The sequence below is a fragment of the Cetobacterium sp. ZOR0034 genome (genome assembly GCF_000799075.1).
Lineage (GTDB): Bacteria > Fusobacteriota > Fusobacteriia > Fusobacteriales > Fusobacteriaceae > Cetobacterium_A.
Genome location: NZ_JTLI01000008.1, coordinates 36,587 through 53,699, shown reverse-complemented (window position 1 = coordinate 53,699; position 17,113 = coordinate 36,587). Strand labels below are relative to the sequence as shown.

Below are 17,113 nucleotides of genomic sequence, written 5' to 3'. Positions count from 1 at the left end.
ACTAAATTTCGTTTGAGACAAATACCGTAAAAAATGGATCTTCGTATTCTTTAATCACGTAAAAAGGAGTCACAATATTATTTAAAGCGTTATACTGCAAGATGGCTAACAAGCCATCATATCCATATTTTAATTTAAATAACTTAACACAAGTAAATGGATTTTTTGTATATTCTTCAAAAGCTTCATTTTTAACATTTGGTATAGCATCACTCATTCCCTTAAAAGAGTTTTCTCTATTCTTGTTCTTAAAGAGGATTTTTATTTTTTCAAGAATCACATCAATCACCTCCTTGCTCTTTAGATTTTGCAAAGAAAATTGCAGAAGCATTAGGTTATTAATTCATTAAGTGTGGCTAACTTTTTTTATAGTTAGCCTTCCATGTTTTTTCGATAGTTATTCTATCTGGTGTACAACTCAAATCATATCCAGCTTTTGTTAGTGTAGAGATGAAATCGGCTATGGCTCTTTCATCAATTGCACTTTTTAAGTTTCCTTTTAACATTTTTCCTAACAAATGATATAGTAACTCTGTTTTAGCTTCATAAGCTTCAGATATAAACTCATGCTTTTGTATATTCTCAGCTAAAACTTTTAAAATATTTCCTATCGAATCATCTTTTTTTAATCTGGCTCCAATATTCTCTTTAAAAGCGTTCATGTGTCTAATGTCCTTTGATTCTGGAAAAAGTTCATCCATTTGACTTTTGATGTATTCAAGTTTAGGTAACACTTCATTTTCAGTAAAATTAATTAAATCATAAATTTTTTCAGTTTTATCTTTCGTGTTAATCACCTCCTAATTGAAACCTACCACTATTTTCGGGGGGGAAATTAACTCTAGGGGAAGAGTTAAGTGATAAGCTTGAACTAAGAGCCTACTTTTCTGTAGGTTCTTTTTTATTTTTAATGCTATAATTTAATTGATATAACTGAGAATCTAATACTGGAGGTATTATGAGAAACTATTCAAAATTACGTTGTCCAAATTCTTTTCACCAAGAACTTAAACGTTTTGCAATAGGAACCCAACACTTTTTTTTAAAACGTGAAATAGAATTTAATATCCAACTAAAAAAAATTAATCTTAACGATTCTTTCGAAACTGTAAACAGATATTCAGAAGAATACGGAGGTAAAACAGTATATGGTATATCACTTCTAGAGTCTGATATTATTTTTGAAGCAGAATCTTTTGCTGTTTGGGAATCACCAAACAAAACTCTTCACCACATAACATCTAGATACAACGAAAATATACTATTTATTCCTAATGATAACCCTTACGAAATTCCTGTATCTGTTGGTAGCAGATTTAAGAATCTTTTTTATAAGGAAAATAAAAGCTGTATTTCAAATTTTATTTGGAATAAAATGAATTACCAATCTTTACTTAGAAAAATCAATCCTATTCTCACTAAGGATGAAAAAGAAATCGTTAATCACTATCGTGATTTATTTGGATTGGAATACAATACAAATAATGCTATTGAAGCCGATATTGATTTGAAAAATAAAATCTTAGAACAAATAAAAAAATAATTTATCACTTCTCAGTTATATCAGCCAAACTAATGCCCAAAGAGCAGATTTTTGTTTTATCTTTTAAAAAAGCATGTTTTTTAAATAACACTTCACCATCTTCTCCAATTTCTTTAACCATTATTGAATTCTTAGTTATAGTTATTTCTATATCCCCTTCTTTTGCAAATTCTAAAGACGGAAATTCAATAACTTGATTTTCTGTAGCCTCTTTATTGATAGCGGTTTTATCGTGATGTATTAAAATTTCTAAATTTCCATTTATGTTTTTGAGTTCATAAATATTATTTTTATCATTCACATCAATCACCTCCTAATTAAAACCTACCATCTGGTGATAAGTTTTAATTAAGAGCCTATTAAAAGCTCTAGTCAATTTAATTGGACAATATAATTAAAAAAATTTAATTATATCTACCCCTGCCAATTCTTCTATTTGCTGAATAAACCTTAAATTAACAATGCCGTTTTTTTTTATGTTCAGTATTCTATGTGAAACGGTCTGTTTGCTTACGCCTGTTTTTTCCGCTATTTTGGCAACTGTTAACCCTTTTTCTTGCTGTATATCTTTAATTTTTTTATACAATATTTCTTCTTTTCTCAAAACTATCACCTCACAGAATCAATATATATAATTATATCCAATAAAATTGGACAAGTCAAATTATTTTTGATAAAAATTCAAAATAAACAAACAAAAAAGAGATTGATTAACTATCAACCTCTTTTTTTGTGCTTTTTAACTATTTAAATGTATTATATTCTTTACCTCATACTCGTCTTTTTCATAATTAATAAGAACTGTTGTAAAAAATACCTGATACTCTTTTAGTTCTCCTTTTCTTACTTCCTCATTAGAAAATAGCTTATTTTCCAACGCTTCAATTATTTTATCTAGCTCATCAAATAAACTTTGGTCAAATGCCTTTAGAGGTAACATTTCATCTCTAATTTCATCTCTTTTCTGTTGATACATTCTTCTTGCAGATATTTTACTTTTTCTGTTGCTTTTATCTATAGAAAAATAAATATCTCTACTTTTTTTGAAAAACTTATCATAGATTTCCAACTTTTTTAACACAACTCTTTCAAACCAACTAGCTTTTGTTTTAAGTTTGAATAATCTAAGTTTCTCTTCCATATCCTCTTTGTTTGCTGTTCTATTTTTAACTCCATTAAAAATCAAAGTAAAACAAACAATTACCAAATTTATAATGTCCGTCCAAGATCCTATTTCTATAGCTGCCTTACTTGAGGATGTCATTTATATCCCTCTTATCTAAGATTTTTTTTATCATGTACTCGAAATCCTCAGTTACAAGTTCTTTTATTTCTAGGTCCTCTCCTGTAAATGTCAATTTTACTTTCTTTAGAATATCCTCTCTAGTTTGAAAAGGCTTTAATGATATACTAAGTAATCCCAAGAAAAAAGAGATATTTACTCCAATAATGCTATCAGAAATTAAAAGTTCTATACTGTTATCTTTGTTTAAATCAAACTCATCTAATTTTTCAATTCCTCTTGCACCTTCACCTTCAGGACGTCCAGATAAATAATCTCCGCCAGGAGTTAAAAATTTTTCTAATTCAATTTTTTTTATCATTATTCCACCCCCTTTTTTAAATATTCTCCACTTAAAGAAAATTGTATATATATAATCGTCCCTGGAAAGCTATGTTTCAAATTTTTAAGATACTTCGAAGAGGGACGAGTTTCTAAACTATTTTCTTCATTTAATGCTACTCTTTTATCTATATCATTATAACTTGAAATTTTTGAATTATCAAATAATATTTGAGTCTTACCAGATACTATTGTCATCAATTTTTCTTTATCACTTGAAAAATTTTTAAAGCCTTCTAACAATTTTATCGTCCCTGTTCCTCTCTCATTATTTATTTTTCTATCATACTTTCTACTTATTTTAGGTTGTAGTGCTGCCAATGTCCACAAATTTTCCTCTGTGAAAAGGTCATCAAAATAATGCAACTTTGACAATCTCGACAATTTTTCTTTTATATCTTTGGTTGAATCGTGTAACAAGCTTTCATATATAGTATTTCCAAAATTAAAAAATACTATACTGCCTTCTCCTTCTGTATTTTTATCTATTATATAATATCCAGTACAATAAAGCTGGCACATCTCTTCACCCAAATGCTCAAGTGAATTTGTTGCTAGTTCCCCTATCATTCCTTTAAAGTTCCGATTGCCTTTTAAATTCAGAATATACCCAACCGTCTCTAAACATTCATTTACAAATCTCACTACCTCTGTTCCAAACTTAGAGTTATCGCTTATGTACTTTGCAGTTTTGTTCTTTATAATCAACTCTCTTAAAAATTCGATGGTTGTTCCACCACCAGCTAATAGCGGTAATGTCTTTATATTTTTATCATCTATTTCTAGCTTTAATTTTTCAATATACTGCTTTGTTTTCTCTGGAAAATTTTCTAGTTTTAACAATGTTATAATCCCAACTTTATAGATTAATATATCTAAATTAGTTTTCCCTGTAAATGTAGTTTTAAACACAATATTTTTTTCTTTTGAGTTTGCTTCATCTCTGAGATGTAAAAGAAACGTATTCAAAATAGATAGAGCTGCAACATCCAATAATATACATTTCGAGAAGTTTATTGTAATTTGCTTTCTATTTGAAAATCTAAGGTCCAATACTCTTTTACAAAATTCTAAAACAACATTTGAATCTTCTAGCAGTGAAAATTGTACTGGAACAAATAATTCTATTTTATCCGTTGATAAATCAAAAGCATAAGCTAGTGAAAATTTCTTCTTATACAAAAAATTAAGGCAGTTATTATCGTATAGATGACTACAACTCTCCTTTATAGACTTTATACTTACAATTTGAGACTTTATTTTTATCCCCCCATTTTTATTTATTTTTTATCTAACAATCCGTTAATCATCATTTCTAAAATTTCCTGTTGCTTAGGATCTAGCATCTCTATTTTTTCAAGCAGCGGATTTACTCTTTTTTTCAAATCTTTTTTAACCACATTTATAACTTTACCACAACAACATATTTCATCTGATTTTATCTCTTTATCTTTAAACATGTGATTATCACTCTCTAGTACATAAACTCCATTTTTCTTTTTTAATCTTTTAACCCAAGACTCTCCAGAATGTTTATTTAAAAATACACCTACTTCCCCTAATCCGACCTCAATATCTTTTTTTATAACAACTATATCATTATTATAAAATGTAGGCTCCATGCTATCACCAGCCACCCTAATTCCGATACATTCTCCGCCAACTTCTGGAATACTTATAAAATCTATTGGTTCTGCATCAGGTATATAACCCATTCCAGCTGCAACACTAGAAAAAACAGGTATTACCATCATCTTTATGGGATCGCCTATATTCAAAACATTTATATCTGATGTATTTTTTTGTAAAAAAGCATTATCTAAATCATTTTTTTCTGCAATTGTCAATTCTAAAGCGTTAGCTATTTTATTCAATGTTTTTACTGTGGACCTAGTCTTGTCCCTTTCAATTTCTCCAATGATACCCTTACTAACTTTTGCTTTTTCTGCAAGTTGTTCCATAGAAAGTCCTTTTTTTTCTCTTAACATTTTAAGAGTTAGAGCTAAAGTCTTCATTAATCATCCTCCTTCGTTATTAATTTTATATTTTAAAAGATTTTTCATAATTTCGTCAAATTTTATTTGACATATCCAAGATTATTGGATATAATTAACTTGTAAAATGAGTTTTCAAAAAAATTTAAACACTTTGTCCAACTTTATTGGACAATTATAGCACGATTTTTAAAGTTTGAATTTTATAAATAAAAATATTTTAGGAGGAAAGATGAGAACAAGAGAACAAGAGCTTGAATTTCAAGTTAGAGATATATTCAATGAATTTTATAAAGAGAAAATGATAAATGAGGTAACTACATCTTTTATCTTAGATGAAGATGATCTGTCTGGAATGTTAAATGTTGAAATCAAAGAGAATGATAAAGGAAACTTTTTCCATGATGAATTAGAAGATAACATTTTTTATAAATTTATAAGGCGAAAAGAAAAAAATATTTTAATGTTTCTGAAATCAGAAAATGGAGGTTGTAGCTAATGAGAAAGCCAACAATGATTGATGAAGCTTTAAGCTTAACAATGGGAACTACAGGAGTTATCTTTGAAACTAAGTCCACTGTTGAAATAGACTATCAAATTGATGCCTTAGACGACGCGAGAAGAGATGAGTATATCAAAGTTTCTAGAGAAGCTCTTGAAAGATTAAAAAAGTTTGCAGAGCAGTTCCAGGATAAAACTTTCAGTAACTGGGTAAATAGATATTCAAACTTCATAAAAGCTGATTTAGAAAAGCAACTTCATTATGAAAAGCTTAGTGATGATTTAAGAGATAAACTTTATAGCAATCTATCTTATAGATCTGAGCAGTTAAAAAATGAAAATCAAAAATTTGAATTAAAATTCTTCGAATCAAAAGTTGGATAAAATGAAAAAGTTACAAAAAATAAAAAAAGAGATTCAACAAATGTTAAACCTCGACTGGTAATTGAAGTATAACATTTAATCTCTCAAAATGTCAAGGGAGGATTTAAAATGTCATTAAAATTTATTGGAGATAAAGTATTTACATCGGTAGTTATCAAAGGAGAAAGAAGAGTTTTCTCTGGATACAATATAGATGAACTTTTTGAGAAAATAGGGGTGGAATTATGCAAGTAATAGCAATTAAAAATAATAAAGGTGGAGTTGGAAAAAGCTGGATGACTCTGCAATTAGCACATGGATTACAGTATTTGAGTGGAGAAGATGTTTTGATAATAACATCTGATAACCAAAATAATATATTAGAGTACGCAGGAATGGAGAAGGTAGAAACATCAACTGGTTTAGAAAACTGGATTAAAACTGGTACTGGGGATGTCGTGAGACTTCGTGAGAAGCTATATTTCATACCTTTGAAAGCTTCACATATAAACAGTGCATCAAAAGAGAAACTAAGCCAATTTATAAACAATATGAGGTCTAAATACAAATATATATTAATAGACTCAACTCCAATGATTGGGATTGACCAAATATTTGTAGATTTAGCTGACAAAGTTGTTGTTCCTGGGTTCGCTGATAAGGTTACGATAAATAGTATTACAGCAATGTTAGAAAATATTGAGCTTTCAAAACTATCAGCTGTTGTAATAAATAAATGGACAAAAACAGCTAAGGAAAAAGAGTACTACAGAGGATTAGAGGAAGTTCTAAAAGGAAGCGATATACTTCTGACTGTTCCAATCTCTCAAAGTGCCATCATCGGAAAATTGATTGATGAAGGTAAAACAATATGGGAATGTAACTCTAAAAGAGTGGAAGCCACTCAGGAAGTATTTAAGGCTGTTCTGGAGGCGATTCTGTAATGAAAGCTTTACAAAGTTTAAAAAGCAAAATGCAAGAGGATTATAATAGCATATTTGACTTTGAAAAATATGCTATTGAAGATAATTTAAAAAAAGAGATTATTGAAAATGAAGCTATTATTTTTAGAAATTTCAGAAGTATGTCTGATTCTATGTTTAAAGTTTGTAAAGCTTTATATGAAAACTCACTAAAGCTGAAAGCTGATGGAAGCTTTATGGAGTGGTATGGAGGAATTGGGCTTAGTAAAGATAAAGTTAGTGAGCTTCTTAGAAGATATGAGCTTTATATGCACTTCGGAGACAAGAAAGAATGGGTTACATCGTTATCAGTAAGAGCTATAAAGATGCTCTCTAACAAAGAGATTGCTATAAACATAATCTATGATGCTGCTGAACTTCAGCTGACAACTACTGAGGAAATAAAAATATTTTTAGATGCTCGTATGAACGAAAATAAAACTATTGATATAGTTCCTATTGAAACTAATACTAACTTTTTACAAAAAGAAGTTAAATGTGTAAATTATAAAAACTTTGAAAAATTAGAGAAAAGTTTAAATAAAATGGACTCTAAGCAGCTCCATGCAGCTGAAAGAGAGTTGGAAGTTTTAGAAAAATATTTAAAAGAATTGAGAAAAAATATCTCTGAGAGAAATAAAGAGTTTGAAAATAAAGATAATCTGAAATTAGTTGGTGTTGCAGATGATACAGCTGAATAGAACTGAACTTGAAAAGATTATAAATGTAGCGGATAGGGTTTATTCTCATGAAAAAACTCTGTTCGTTATCACTAAAAAGAAAACATATATAGCTAGAGAGTTGCGTAAAGAGGATATTGAATACGCAATTGAGTGTTATCATGAGAAATTATCTAGGGATCTAAAGATATTATTAAATAGAAGCGATGAGTGTGACAAGTTCGTTAGAAAGCATTATAGTACATCATCAATACAACACATTTCAAACATGCTAGGAGTATCAATACACAAGGTTCAGTCTACTGTGGATAGATTACTAGCAACTGGACAAATCTGTAAGAAAAAAAGGAAAAATACAAAATGGGGTGCTTTCATAAAAGAAAACTATAAAACTATGACCAAACAAGATTTAATTAAAATTACTGGAATGACAAAAGCTGGAATAGCAAGAGCTATAAAAAGAATACAAATTGATGAGGAGGAGCAAAGTGAGTTTAGGTAAAAAATTAAAAGAGATATATGGTGAAAGAAATATAGCTGTTCTAATGAGATTTACAGAGAGTGGTGAGGGCTACATCAACGAGCAGTCGAAAAGTTTATTCTTGGATATGAAAAAAGTTGAATCTATTAAAGATAGAAATCAAAAGTTAAGGTATCAAACTCAAGTTAAAGCAAATATCAAGTTATTTCTAAAAGAGGTGTTTGATAACATAATCCCTTCTCCAAATCTAGTAGCTTTTTATACAGCAGTAGAGCTAGATATACTAATATCTAAATTTATAGGCACTGAAATAGCTTTTGAAAAAGAGGTTCAAGTAGATGATAAATTGAAGAACGATTATAAAACGATGACTTCACAGCTTAGAGAATCCGTTACAATAGAGTTACCTGAAAAGGTTGAGTTCTCTAAAGAGGTTATAGACTCTTGGAACTCCTCTACAAAGTATCTTGGAAGAATGATTATGAGAATGTTTAAATATAACGAATTTATGTACAACCAAGATAGCTTAGTAGAGCTTCTAGAAAATACAAATGAGGTTTTTTCTAAAAAACATAGTTTAGAGTTCAGTAACTCAGACTTTGCTGCTGAAAAGAATGTTTGTAAAGAGATTTATTATAGATTTTTCATTATTCAAGAATTAATTGAAGGATATAGAGAAAAACTAAAAGAGCTGCTTCCAGATGATTTTGATAAAGATCTTAAATATCTGAAAACTACAATTACTAAATTGAAAAAATCATTAGAGCTTACTAAAGTTGAAATAGAGAATAAAGTTCCTGTTCAACCTAAGAAAGAGAGCAAATATGCAAAATATGTTGGAATGAATTTAAAACATTGGAAGAATATGGAGGCTAGATAAATGTTAACAATGCACGAGTTTGATGAATATCTAGGAAGTTGTATATTATGTGATGGCTCTCTTACTAAAGAGGAATATATAGAAAATAATGCTTGCGATGATGAAGAAGCAAAAGAACTCGCAAGCGATTGGGATTTTGTTTGTGAAGAATATCAGCAGTATTTGAATAGCTATGAGAAAAAAATAGGATCTAATCTTGATTATAATTCTGAAGAAGCTGTTTGCAGATTTTGTGGACATGAGAATGAATTAGATGATAGCGATATATACTATGAAAATGATGGGACTTTTGAATGTAGGAACTGTTACAAAGAAAACGAGTATGAAATACATATGGAACATGAATATGCTGATAGTTATGAAATAAAAACTATAAGACCAAATTGTAAAAACAAAAGTGATCATCTGTGGATTAAGCAAGAAAAAGATGACTATACTTTAAGAGGTAGTCTTAGAGAAAATAAATTCCCTCATATTGATGCCGTAGAATACATTTGTATCCATTGTGGAGAAAGTAAATACATTCCAATTGATGAAAATAATAAAGAATTTTCAAACAACTCAATAAAAAAATTGAAAAGAAAATATAAAACAGGATTTAGAAAACATAAAAACAAAATGATTATTCATTATGATGTAAATGATAGCTATATCCAAATAACCAATAAAGATTTTGAGTTGATAGAAGATAGAATTGGAACTATTATGAGAAACTTTAGAAAGTCATTGAAAACAAAATATATCTACAATTCAAGACAAAAAGAGTTTATATTTGATATTCCTAACTCTGATAAAAAAATAAGAATATTGGATAAATATTACAGAACATTAATTTACTATAACGATTTAGTTACACGTCATGAACAACTATTTTTTAGAACTATAATTTTAAAACTTAAAAAATGTATGGCTAAATATGGAGTTGAATTTATTGAATGTGAAAAATCAGAAAGAACTCGTACAGCAGACCATGAATTTTTAAATAAAGAAGTCTTAGTTAGAGATTATCGAAGAGGAAAAATAATATTTAGAGGTATAGTTACCCAATTTGATGATTGGTACACTTTAAAAATAAAAGGGAAGTATCAAGATACTATCATAGAAGCTAATGAAAAAAGAGTTGAGTTATATAACCCTAATATTATTAAATGCACTTTAGATAAAGATGAAAGAATAGGTAGAGCTTTAAATAAACTAAGAGAACATTCTGAAAATTGGGAGTTTTTAAAAGCTCAAAATATAAAAGTTTATTTAGATAGAATAGGTTATAAAAGAAAGTAATTTGGAGGTATAAATGAAAGCTACGTGTATAGATAATAATGGAACTATAAAACTTAAATTAAATAAAAAATATGAAACTAACAGAGTTTATGAATGGCTGGATGATGAATGGATAGATATAATCGACGAAAGTGGAGATTATGGAAGTTATCTAGCTAGTAGATTTGAAATCAAGGAGGATTAATGAGTACCTGCATATATTGTGGCAAAAATTTAACGGAAGAAGAAATTAAATATTATCATAATACTTGTGAAAATTGTGAGATTGAAATACATGAAAAATTAATAAACGAATTGAGAATGGAGAATAGTAATAAAAATTATTGAAATCCATATAGGTTAATGATTTCGAACGCGTTCGAAATGAAGGGAGAAATAGATGAATGAACTATTGAGAGTAGATGAGGTAGTAGAGATATGTAAGGTAAAGAAATGTACTGCATATAAAATAATGAAAACTGTAAATGAAGAGATGGCGAAGGAGGGATATATGACTATTCGCGGCAGAGTGAATAGAGAGTTTCTCTTTAAAAAACTAGGAATAAAAGGAGAAAAATATGCCAGCAACTAAAGATAAAAACGGGACTTGGATATCCCGTTTTTATTATATAACCCATACAGGAGAAAGAAAACAAAGTTTTAAAAGAGGTTTTAAAACTAAAAAAGAAGCTTTAGAATATGAAAGAGAATTTTTAACAAGTCCTGATGCTAATATAACATCTACATTTGAAGAGATGTGTAAGCTATATTTAGATGATATTAGCTGTAGAGTAAAAGCCAGTACAGCAAATTTAAGAAAAGTAGTTTTAACTCAAAGAATCATTCCATATTTCAATAGCCACAAACTTAGCGAAATCACTCCAGCCGATATAAGAACTTTCCAAAATTTATTAATGAAAGAAACTGAATATAGTCAAACATATCTAAGATTGATAAATTCAACCCTTACTGCTGTATTTAACTATGCCGTAAAATTTCATGATTTGAGCTACAATCCAGTTACAAAAGCTGGAACAATTGGAAAGCTAGGTACAGAAATAAACATCTGGACAATAGATGATTTTAAAAGAGTTAGTGCAGAAGCTGAGGAAAGAATTGATATTTACACTATATTGAATCTATTATTCTATACTGGAATGAGGATAGGTGAACTTCTTGCACTGGAGTATGGAGATATAAACTTTAAGAAAAAAACTATAAAAATAAATAAAACACTTTCAAGAATAAATGGCGAGGATCTAGTAACTCCTCCAAAAACTGAAAGCAGCAATAGAGAGATTATGATAACTGATTCATTATTAGAAATATTGAAGATTTACACTAGAAAGATATACGCTTTAAAAATGGAAACTAGACTTTTTAGATTACATCAAACTAACATACGAAAACAGATAAAAAAGTTTGCTGAAAGAGTGGGAGTTAAAGAGATAAGAATTCACGACCTCAGACACTCTCACGCGTCACTTTTAATTCACTTGGGTGTTAATCCCTTAGCTATATCAAAGAGATTGGGACATGAGAAAGTTGACACCACTTTAAATGTATACTCTCATCTATACCCTGATTCTAGTGAAAAAATTATTGCAATGTTGGAAGAGTTGTGATACTATAATCTTAATTATTTTAAGTGCATTTTAAGTGCAACCAATAACATTCCCTTAATATTTTCAAGGGAAATTAAAGAATTACTCATATATATCCGTAATACGGTCGGAAGTTTCTACGGCTAACCTTAAATTAGCCACTATGGGTGAATTAAATAGATTTCTTATCTAACTATTTTAGATTATCTATTTTTCACTTGTAGAAGATGAAAAAAGATAATCTTTTTTTATTTTCTATAAATATAGTTTAATCCAACTATATATTGAGTAAAATTCACAAAAAAGAATTTTAGGAGGATTATCAAAAATGAAAAAAAACAGATCACCTTATCACTTAGATGGAGTACCTGAACTAAAAACGGCTTTACCTTTAGGATTACAGCACATACTTGCTATGTTCGTTAGTAATATTACACCTATCATTATAGTTGCTGGAGTTCTTGGACTTTCATCTGAACAAAAAACACTTCTTATTCAGGCTTCTATGTTTGTTGCCGGTTTAAACACTTTAATTCAAGCTTACACTCTTGGACCTATTGGTGCTAGATTACCAATCGTTGTTGGAACAAGCTTTGCTTTCGTCCCTGTTGCAATATCTATCGGAACTAAATATGGTTTTGAAGGAGTTCTTGGAGCCGCTTTAATTGGTGGATTATTTGAAGGACTTTTAGGTTTAATTATTAAAAGAGTCAGAAAATTCTTCCCACCTATCGTTACTGGTGTTGTTGTTCTTTCGATAGGATTATCTCTTTTACCAGTTGGAGTAAAAAGTTTTGCTGGTGGTGTAGGTGCCCCTGATTTCGGATCTTTAGAAAATCTATTAATTGGAACTATCGTTCTTATCACTGTTGTATTCTTCAAACAATTTACAAAAGGAATTTTAAGTACTGGATCTATTTTTATTGGAACTATTGTTGGATTTATCGTTGCTTTACTTCTTGGAAAAGTGGATTTACAACCTCTTGTTCAAGCTGATTATTTAACAGTACCTAGACCTTTAATGTTTGGATTTGCATTCCATCTTGATGCAATATTAGCTATGATTTTAATGTTTATTGTTTCTGCTGTTGAAACTGTTGGAGATATGTCTGGAGTTACTATGGGTGGAGCTGGAAGAGAAACTACTGATAAAGAATTATCTGGTGGAATTCTTGCAGATGGACTTGGAAGTGCTTTAGCTGCTGTATTCTCAGTTTTACCTACGACTTCTTTCAGTCAAAATACAGGTATCATTGCAATGACTGGTATCATGAGTAGATTCGTAGTTGCAACTGGTGCGATGTTCTTAGTTGTTGGGGCTTTCATTCCAAAAATTGGAGCTTTATTTACTATAATCCCAGCTAGTGTTATCGGTGGAAGCTTAGTTATGGTATTTGCTATGATATCTATCAGTGGAATAAACTTAATCACAAAAGAACCATTAAAAAATAGAAATTCTGTTATCTTAGCTGTTTCTTTAGGTCTTGGATATGGACTTGGAAATGTTCCTGAAGCTCTTACTATTTTCCCTGAAAGTATTAAACTTATATTTGGAGGATCTGGAATTGTTGTTTCTGGTACAATAGCTGTTTTATTAAATATTATCCTACCTCTTGAAAGTGAAGAAACTGAAAAGAGTACAGTTGAGAATATTTCAGTTGCAAAAAAAGCTGTATAAATAAATTAGATTAATTGGAGGTTTTAAATTGTTTTCTTTTTCAAAATTTTTCCTAGCATCTTCCATTGAAGAAGCATATTCAGAACTTGTAAAAAATAAAAAAAATATTATTCTTGGTGGAACTTCATATTTAAGAATGGGAAATACTGCTTGGAATGTTGCTATTGATTTATCTAATCTAAATTTAAACTATATTTTAGAAGATGAAGAAACTATATCTATAGGAGCTATGACAACTTTTAGAAACCTTGAGACTAACTCACTTTTAAAAGAATATTTTGGTGATATCTTTTTAACTGCTTTAAAAGATATTATTGGTGTTCAATTTAGAAGTAACGTAACTGTTGGAGCAACAGTTTTTAGTAAATATGGTTTCTCTGATTTAATACCTGTGTTACTATCTTTAAATGCTAAAATAAAACTATTCAATGGTGGAGTTTTATCTTTAGAGAATTTTTTAAACGAGAAAGAGATTAGAAAAGATATTTTAGTTGAAATTATTATTCCTAAAAAAATCTCTAAAACATCTTTCCAATGTGTTAGAAAAAGTAAAACAGATTATTCTGTTGTTAACTTAGCTATCTCTTACTCAGAGAATAAAATAACTATTGCAGTTGGTTCAAGACCTGGTAAAGCTATGTTAGCTCAAAAAACTATGGATATTTTAAACAATAGTGAAAATATTGAAAAAGACATCATTAATGCTATTAAATATATTGGAGATGAAATTCCTTTAGATTCAAATATGAGAGGTTCTAAGACATATAGAGAACTTCTCTTAACAGCATTACTTAAAAAAGGAATTCAGGAGGTTTTAAATTAATGTTATTGACAACTACTATAAATGGTAGAAGAAAAGAGATTCTTATTAAAGATGACGACTACCTACTTGATGTTTTAAGAAAAGAGGGATACCTAAGTGTTAAAAGAGGGTGTGACACTGGAGCTTGTGGACTTTGTACAGTTCTTTTAAATGGATCGCCTATACTTTCTTGTAGCACTCTTGCTGCTAGAGCTGCGGGGAAACAGATTTCTACAATAGAACATTTCCCTGTAGAAGCTAAAAAATTTGCCTCTTTCATGACAACTGAGGGTGCTGAGCAATGTGGTTTTTGTTCTCCTGGATTTACTTTAACAGTACTTGCTATGACTAAAGAGTTAACTAATCCAACTGATGACGAAATTATGCACTATTTAAATGGAAACCTTTGTAGATGTAGTGGATATGTGTCTCAACTTAGAGCTATCAAAAACTTTATGAAGGAGATGAATAATGAAAATTGTTAATACATCTGTTAGAAAAGTAGATGGAATGGGTGTTGTTACAGGAAATCCTGCTTATACAGAAGATCTAATCCTAAATAACAATGTTCTGACTATAAAGCTACTTAGATCTCCTCATGCTTTTGCAAAAATTAAAGCTATTGATGTTTCGATAGCTTTAAAAGTTCCTGGTGTTGAAGCTATTTACACTCATGAAGATACACCTAAAACTAGATTTACTTTAGCTGGACAAAGCTTCCCTGAACCATCTCCATACGATAGAAGAATTCTTGATGAGTATGTTAGATATGTAGGCGACCCTGTTGCTATAATAGCTGCTGAAGATGAAAGAGCTGCTGAAAAAGCTATGAAATTAATTAAAGTTCAATATGAGGTTTTAGAACCAATTTTAGATTTTGAAAAAGCTATCGATTCTCATATCTTAGTTCACCCTGAAGAGGTTCACACTAACTTTGAAATTGGATATGAAAGAGAAAGAAATATAGCTGCTAAAGCTTACGCTGAAAAGCCTGGAGTAGATGATGGATTTTTACAAAGTGATATCATCCTTGAAAGAACCTACTACACTCAGCCTCAGATGCATGCTATGATGGAAACTTATAGATCATACAGCTACTTCGATGTAAATGGAAGACTTACAACAGTAAGTTCTACACAAATTCCATTCCATGTAAGAAGACATCTTGCTAGAGCACTAGAGATGCCTTCAAGCAAATTAAGAGTTATCAAACCTAGAATAGGTGGTGGATTTGGTGGAAAACAAACAGCTGTTTGTGAAATTTACTCAGCTTTTGTTACTTTAAAAACTGGTAAACCATCTAAGATTATATATAATAGAAAAGAAACTCATACTTGTACAACTACAAGACACGGTATGAGATTGGATGTAAAAATTGGTGCAGACTTAGAAGGAAATATCAAGGCTATTGATATCAAAGCTCTTTCTAATGCTGGTGCTTACGGAGAACATGCTCCTACGGTTACATCTCTTGTATCATATAAAACTTTCCCACTTTATGATACTGTTCCAATGAGATTTAATGCTAATATAGTTTACTCTAACACTATGAATGCTGGTGCTTTTAGAGGATACGGAGCTACTCAAGGAACATTTGCTGTTGAATCTATTATCAATGAGTTAGCTCATGAGCTTAACATAGATCCTACAGTTATTAGAATGAAGAATTTAGTTGAACCTGCTGAAGGGAAATATATTACAAGTGGAGATATTAAAAAATGTATCGAAATTGGTAAAGAAAACTTTAATTGGGAAGAGAGAGTTATTCCTAGAGAAGTAGCACCTAATAAAGTTAGAGCTGCTGGAATGGCTGTTACTATGCAAGGATCTGGAATTGCTGGAGTAGATACTGCTGCTGCAACTATTAAACTTGGAGATAGAGGAGATTTCAATCTGATGATTGGAGTTACTGATATGGGACAAGGATGTGATACGGTTCTTACACAAATGGCTGCTGAAATTTTAGATGTTCCTATGGATAGAGTTGCAATTCATTCAGCTGATACAGATTTATCTCCATATGATCCAGGAGCATATGCTTCAAGTGGAACTTATGTTACAGGAAATGCTGTTATTATAGCTGCTAATAAAATGAAAGAAGAGATTCTTAAAGGCGCTGCAAAAATGTTCAATACCGACATAAATGAAATTGAGTACCTTGGAACTGATTTAAAAGTTGGAGACAAGATTATCTCTTTAGAAGAGTTTGCACAGCGTTCAATCTCGTTTGAAGGAATGAATCAAATTACAACTACTGGAACTTGGGGAGGAGAAACTTCGCCACCGCCTTTCATCGCTGGTTTTGCCGAGGTTGAAGTGGATACTCTAACTGGAGAAGTTGAAGTTATTGATTACCTTTCTGTTGTTGATTGTGGAACTCCTATAAATCCTAACTTAGTTAAAGTTCAAGTTGAAGGAGGGGCATCTCAAGGAATTGGACTTGCTCTTTTCGAAGATATAAAGTATGATAAAAAAGGAAGAGTTATTTCTGACTCTCTGATGCAATATAAAATACCATCAAGACTTGATTGTAAAAGTATAAGAGTAGAAATTTCAAGCTCTTATGAAAAAACAGGACCTTTCGGAGCAAAATCTGTTGGTGAGGTTGTTGTTAATACTCCTGCTCCTGCTATTGCAGATGCTGTTTATAACGCAACTAAAGTTAGAGTAAGATCTTTACCTGTAACATCTGAAAAAGTTCTTATGGGAATATTTAACTTATAACTTCAAAAATTAAAATG

25 protein-coding genes and 1 riboswitch are annotated in these 17,113 nt (G+C 30.1%); of the genes, 17 read left to right on the top strand and 8 right to left on the bottom strand.

Annotation, left to right across the window (positions count from 1 at the left end; all coding sequences use genetic code 11):
- Position 1 precedes the first annotated feature (1 nt).
- Both L992_RS03040 and L992_RS03035 read right to left on the bottom strand, forming a co-directional pair.
- The gene (locus L992_RS03040; protein ID WP_047394318.1) at positions 2 to 280 is read right to left on the bottom strand and encodes a hypothetical protein; all 279 of its coding nucleotides are present in this window, start codon (positions 278 to 280) and stop codon (positions 2 to 4) included.
- 76 nt (positions 281 to 356) lie between these two features.
- Positions 357 to 797: a hypothetical protein gene (locus L992_RS03035; RefSeq protein ID WP_047394316.1), complete on the bottom strand. Its 441-nt coding sequence runs from the start codon at positions 795 to 797 to the stop codon at positions 357 to 359.
- Between the two features lie 161 nt (positions 798 to 958).
- Here L992_RS03035 and L992_RS03030 point away from each other — a divergent pair, with 161 nt between their 5' ends.
- Positions 959 to 1,543, top strand: a complete 585-nt coding sequence (locus L992_RS03030; protein WP_047394314.1) for a hypothetical protein — start codon at positions 959 to 961, stop codon at positions 1,541 to 1,543.
- A gap of 4 nt (positions 1,544 to 1,547) precedes the next feature.
- Here the strand turns inward: L992_RS03030 and L992_RS03025 are convergent, their stop codons facing one another.
- The 6 genes from L992_RS03025 to L992_RS13075 form a co-directional block, all read right to left on the bottom strand.
- Positions 1,548 to 1,844 (bottom strand): hypothetical protein, encoded by a 297-nt coding sequence (locus L992_RS03025; RefSeq protein ID WP_047394313.1) that lies wholly within the window; start codon positions 1,842 to 1,844, stop codon positions 1,548 to 1,550.
- 93 nt (positions 1,845 to 1,937) lie between these two features.
- Positions 1,938 to 2,147, bottom strand: coding sequence for a winged helix-turn-helix transcriptional regulator (locus tag L992_RS03020; protein ID WP_047394310.1), 210 nt, complete (start codon positions 2,145 to 2,147; stop codon positions 1,938 to 1,940).
- Between the two features lie 135 nt (positions 2,148 to 2,282).
- Positions 2,283 to 2,807 carry a hypothetical protein gene (locus L992_RS03015; protein ID WP_047394308.1) on the bottom strand — a complete coding sequence of 175 codons (525 nt, stop codon included), beginning with the start codon at positions 2,805 to 2,807 and terminating at the stop codon, positions 2,283 to 2,285.
- Entirely contained in the window at positions 2,791 to 3,147 is a 357-nt protein-coding gene (locus tag L992_RS03010; protein WP_047394307.1) for a hypothetical protein, read from the bottom strand. The genes L992_RS03015 and L992_RS03010 overlap by 17 nt, the downstream gene beginning before the upstream one ends.
- Positions 3,147 to 4,349 carry a hypothetical protein gene (locus tag L992_RS03005; RefSeq protein ID WP_047394305.1) on the bottom strand — a complete coding sequence of 401 codons (1,203 nt, stop codon included), beginning with the start codon at positions 4,347 to 4,349 and terminating at the stop codon, positions 3,147 to 3,149. The genes L992_RS03010 and L992_RS03005 overlap by 1 nt, the downstream gene beginning before the upstream one ends.
- Positions 4,350 to 4,447: 98 nt before the next feature.
- On the bottom strand, positions 4,448 to 5,182 hold the full coding sequence (locus L992_RS13075; protein ID WP_052193887.1) for a LexA family transcriptional regulator: 735 nt from the start codon (positions 5,180 to 5,182) through the stop codon (positions 4,448 to 4,450).
- 211 nt (positions 5,183 to 5,393) lie between these two features.
- Here L992_RS13075 and L992_RS02995 point away from each other — a divergent pair, with 211 nt between their 5' ends.
- From L992_RS02995 to L992_RS02935, 16 genes are all read left to right on the top strand, one after another.
- Complete coding sequence (locus tag L992_RS02995; protein ID WP_047394304.1) at positions 5,394 to 5,660, top strand: hypothetical protein; 267 nt, start codon at positions 5,394 to 5,396, stop codon at positions 5,658 to 5,660.
- Positions 5,660 to 6,046, top strand: coding sequence for a hypothetical protein (locus L992_RS02990; protein ID WP_047394303.1), 387 nt, complete (start codon positions 5,660 to 5,662; stop codon positions 6,044 to 6,046). Before L992_RS02995 ends, L992_RS02990 begins: the two co-directional genes overlap by 1 nt.
- 108 nt (positions 6,047 to 6,154) lie before the next feature.
- Positions 6,155 to 6,280: a hypothetical protein gene (locus L992_RS13805; RefSeq protein ID WP_255360696.1), complete on the top strand. Its 126-nt coding sequence runs from the start codon at positions 6,155 to 6,157 to the stop codon at positions 6,278 to 6,280.
- Entirely contained in the window at positions 6,271 to 6,969 is a 699-nt protein-coding gene (locus L992_RS02985) for a ParA family protein (protein ID WP_052193886.1), read from the top strand. The genes L992_RS13805 and L992_RS02985 overlap by 10 nt, the downstream gene beginning before the upstream one ends.
- The gene (locus L992_RS13070; protein WP_052193885.1) at positions 6,969 to 7,688 is read left to right on the top strand and encodes a hypothetical protein; all 720 of its coding nucleotides are present in this window, start codon (positions 6,969 to 6,971) and stop codon (positions 7,686 to 7,688) included. Before L992_RS02985 ends, L992_RS13070 begins: the two co-directional genes overlap by 1 nt.
- Positions 7,672 to 8,169: a hypothetical protein gene (locus L992_RS02975; RefSeq protein ID WP_047394301.1), complete on the top strand. Its 498-nt coding sequence runs from the start codon at positions 7,672 to 7,674 to the stop codon at positions 8,167 to 8,169. Before L992_RS13070 ends, L992_RS02975 begins: the two co-directional genes overlap by 17 nt.
- A complete protein-coding gene (locus L992_RS02970) occupies positions 8,156 to 9,028 on the top strand; it encodes a hypothetical protein (protein ID WP_047394299.1) in 873 nt (290 codons plus the stop codon). Before L992_RS02975 ends, L992_RS02970 begins: the two co-directional genes overlap by 14 nt.
- Positions 9,029 to 10,309: a hypothetical protein gene (locus L992_RS02965; RefSeq protein WP_047394297.1), complete on the top strand. Its 1,281-nt coding sequence runs from the start codon at positions 9,029 to 9,031 to the stop codon at positions 10,307 to 10,309.
- A gap of 13 nt (positions 10,310 to 10,322) precedes the next feature.
- Positions 10,323 to 10,493, top strand: coding sequence for a hypothetical protein (locus tag L992_RS13430; RefSeq protein ID WP_156110634.1), 171 nt, complete (start codon positions 10,323 to 10,325; stop codon positions 10,491 to 10,493).
- Complete coding sequence (locus tag L992_RS13425) at positions 10,493 to 10,636, top strand: hypothetical protein (RefSeq protein WP_156110633.1); 144 nt, start codon at positions 10,493 to 10,495, stop codon at positions 10,634 to 10,636. Before L992_RS13430 ends, L992_RS13425 begins: the two co-directional genes overlap by 1 nt.
- Positions 10,637 to 10,688: 52 nt before the next feature.
- Complete coding sequence (locus L992_RS02960) at positions 10,689 to 10,880, top strand: hypothetical protein (RefSeq protein ID WP_047394295.1); 192 nt, start codon at positions 10,689 to 10,691, stop codon at positions 10,878 to 10,880.
- Positions 10,867 to 11,913 (top strand): site-specific integrase, encoded by a 1,047-nt coding sequence (locus L992_RS02955; RefSeq protein WP_047394292.1) that lies wholly within the window; start codon positions 10,867 to 10,869, stop codon positions 11,911 to 11,913. The genes L992_RS02960 and L992_RS02955 overlap by 14 nt, the downstream gene beginning before the upstream one ends.
- A 65-nt stretch (positions 11,914 to 11,978) precedes the next feature.
- Positions 11,979 to 12,076: riboswitch (purine riboswitch) on the top strand.
- A gap of 144 nt (positions 12,077 to 12,220) precedes the next feature.
- Positions 12,221 to 13,570: a uracil-xanthine permease family protein gene (locus L992_RS02950; RefSeq protein WP_047394289.1), complete on the top strand. Its 1,350-nt coding sequence runs from the start codon at positions 12,221 to 12,223 to the stop codon at positions 13,568 to 13,570.
- Positions 13,571 to 13,598: 28 nt separating this feature from the next.
- Positions 13,599 to 14,393, top strand: a complete 795-nt coding sequence (locus L992_RS02945) for an FAD binding domain-containing protein (RefSeq protein WP_047394287.1) — start codon at positions 13,599 to 13,601, stop codon at positions 14,391 to 14,393.
- Positions 14,393 to 14,857 carry a (2Fe-2S)-binding protein gene (locus L992_RS02940; protein ID WP_047394285.1) on the top strand — a complete coding sequence of 155 codons (465 nt, stop codon included), beginning with the start codon at positions 14,393 to 14,395 and terminating at the stop codon, positions 14,855 to 14,857. The genes L992_RS02945 and L992_RS02940 overlap by 1 nt, the downstream gene beginning before the upstream one ends.
- On the top strand, positions 14,844 to 17,096 hold the full coding sequence (locus L992_RS02935) for a xanthine dehydrogenase family protein molybdopterin-binding subunit (protein WP_047381988.1): 2,253 nt from the start codon (positions 14,844 to 14,846) through the stop codon (positions 17,094 to 17,096). The genes L992_RS02940 and L992_RS02935 overlap by 14 nt, the downstream gene beginning before the upstream one ends.
- Positions 17,097 to 17,113: the final 17 nt, after the last annotated feature.

Excerpts from the sequence above, each read along its gene's own strand:
- L992_RS03030 (WP_047394314.1), top strand. The coding sequence starts at position 959 with ATGAGAAACTATTCAAAATTACGTTGTCCAAATTCTTTTCACCAAGAA.
- L992_RS03015 (WP_047394308.1), bottom strand. The coding sequence starts at position 2,807 with ATGACATCCTCAAGTAAGGCAGCTATAGAAATAGGATCTTGGACGGAC.
- L992_RS03010 (WP_047394307.1), bottom strand. The coding sequence starts at position 3,147 with ATGATAAAAAAAATTGAATTAGAAAAATTTTTAACTCCTGGCGGAGAT.
- L992_RS13075 (WP_052193887.1), bottom strand. The coding sequence starts at position 5,182 with ATGAAGACTTTAGCTCTAACTCTTAAAATGTTAAGAGAAAAAAAAGGA.
- L992_RS02995 (WP_047394304.1), top strand. The coding sequence starts at position 5,394 with ATGAGAACAAGAGAACAAGAGCTTGAATTTCAAGTTAGAGATATATTC.
- L992_RS02990 (WP_047394303.1), top strand. The coding sequence starts at position 5,660 with ATGAGAAAGCCAACAATGATTGATGAAGCTTTAAGCTTAACAATGGGA.
- L992_RS13805 (WP_255360696.1), top strand. The coding sequence starts at position 6,155 with ATGTCATTAAAATTTATTGGAGATAAAGTATTTACATCGGTAGTTATC.
- L992_RS02985 (WP_052193886.1), top strand. The coding sequence starts at position 6,271 with ATGCAAGTAATAGCAATTAAAAATAATAAAGGTGGAGTTGGAAAAAGC.
- L992_RS13070 (WP_052193885.1), top strand. The coding sequence starts at position 6,969 with ATGAAAGCTTTACAAAGTTTAAAAAGCAAAATGCAAGAGGATTATAAT.
- L992_RS02975 (WP_047394301.1), top strand. The coding sequence starts at position 7,672 with ATGATACAGCTGAATAGAACTGAACTTGAAAAGATTATAAATGTAGCG.
- L992_RS02965 (WP_047394297.1), top strand. The coding sequence starts at position 9,029 with ATGTTAACAATGCACGAGTTTGATGAATATCTAGGAAGTTGTATATTA.
- L992_RS13430 (WP_156110634.1), top strand. The coding sequence starts at position 10,323 with ATGAAAGCTACGTGTATAGATAATAATGGAACTATAAAACTTAAATTA.
- L992_RS13425 (WP_156110633.1), top strand. The coding sequence starts at position 10,493 with ATGAGTACCTGCATATATTGTGGCAAAAATTTAACGGAAGAAGAAATT.
- L992_RS02960 (WP_047394295.1), top strand. The coding sequence starts at position 10,689 with ATGAATGAACTATTGAGAGTAGATGAGGTAGTAGAGATATGTAAGGTA.
- L992_RS02955 (WP_047394292.1), top strand. The coding sequence starts at position 10,867 with ATGCCAGCAACTAAAGATAAAAACGGGACTTGGATATCCCGTTTTTAT.
- L992_RS02950 (WP_047394289.1), top strand. The coding sequence starts at position 12,221 with ATGAAAAAAAACAGATCACCTTATCACTTAGATGGAGTACCTGAACTA.
- L992_RS02940 (WP_047394285.1), top strand. The coding sequence starts at position 14,393 with ATGTTATTGACAACTACTATAAATGGTAGAAGAAAAGAGATTCTTATT.
- L992_RS02935 (WP_047381988.1), top strand. The coding sequence starts at position 14,844 with ATGAAAATTGTTAATACATCTGTTAGAAAAGTAGATGGAATGGGTGTT.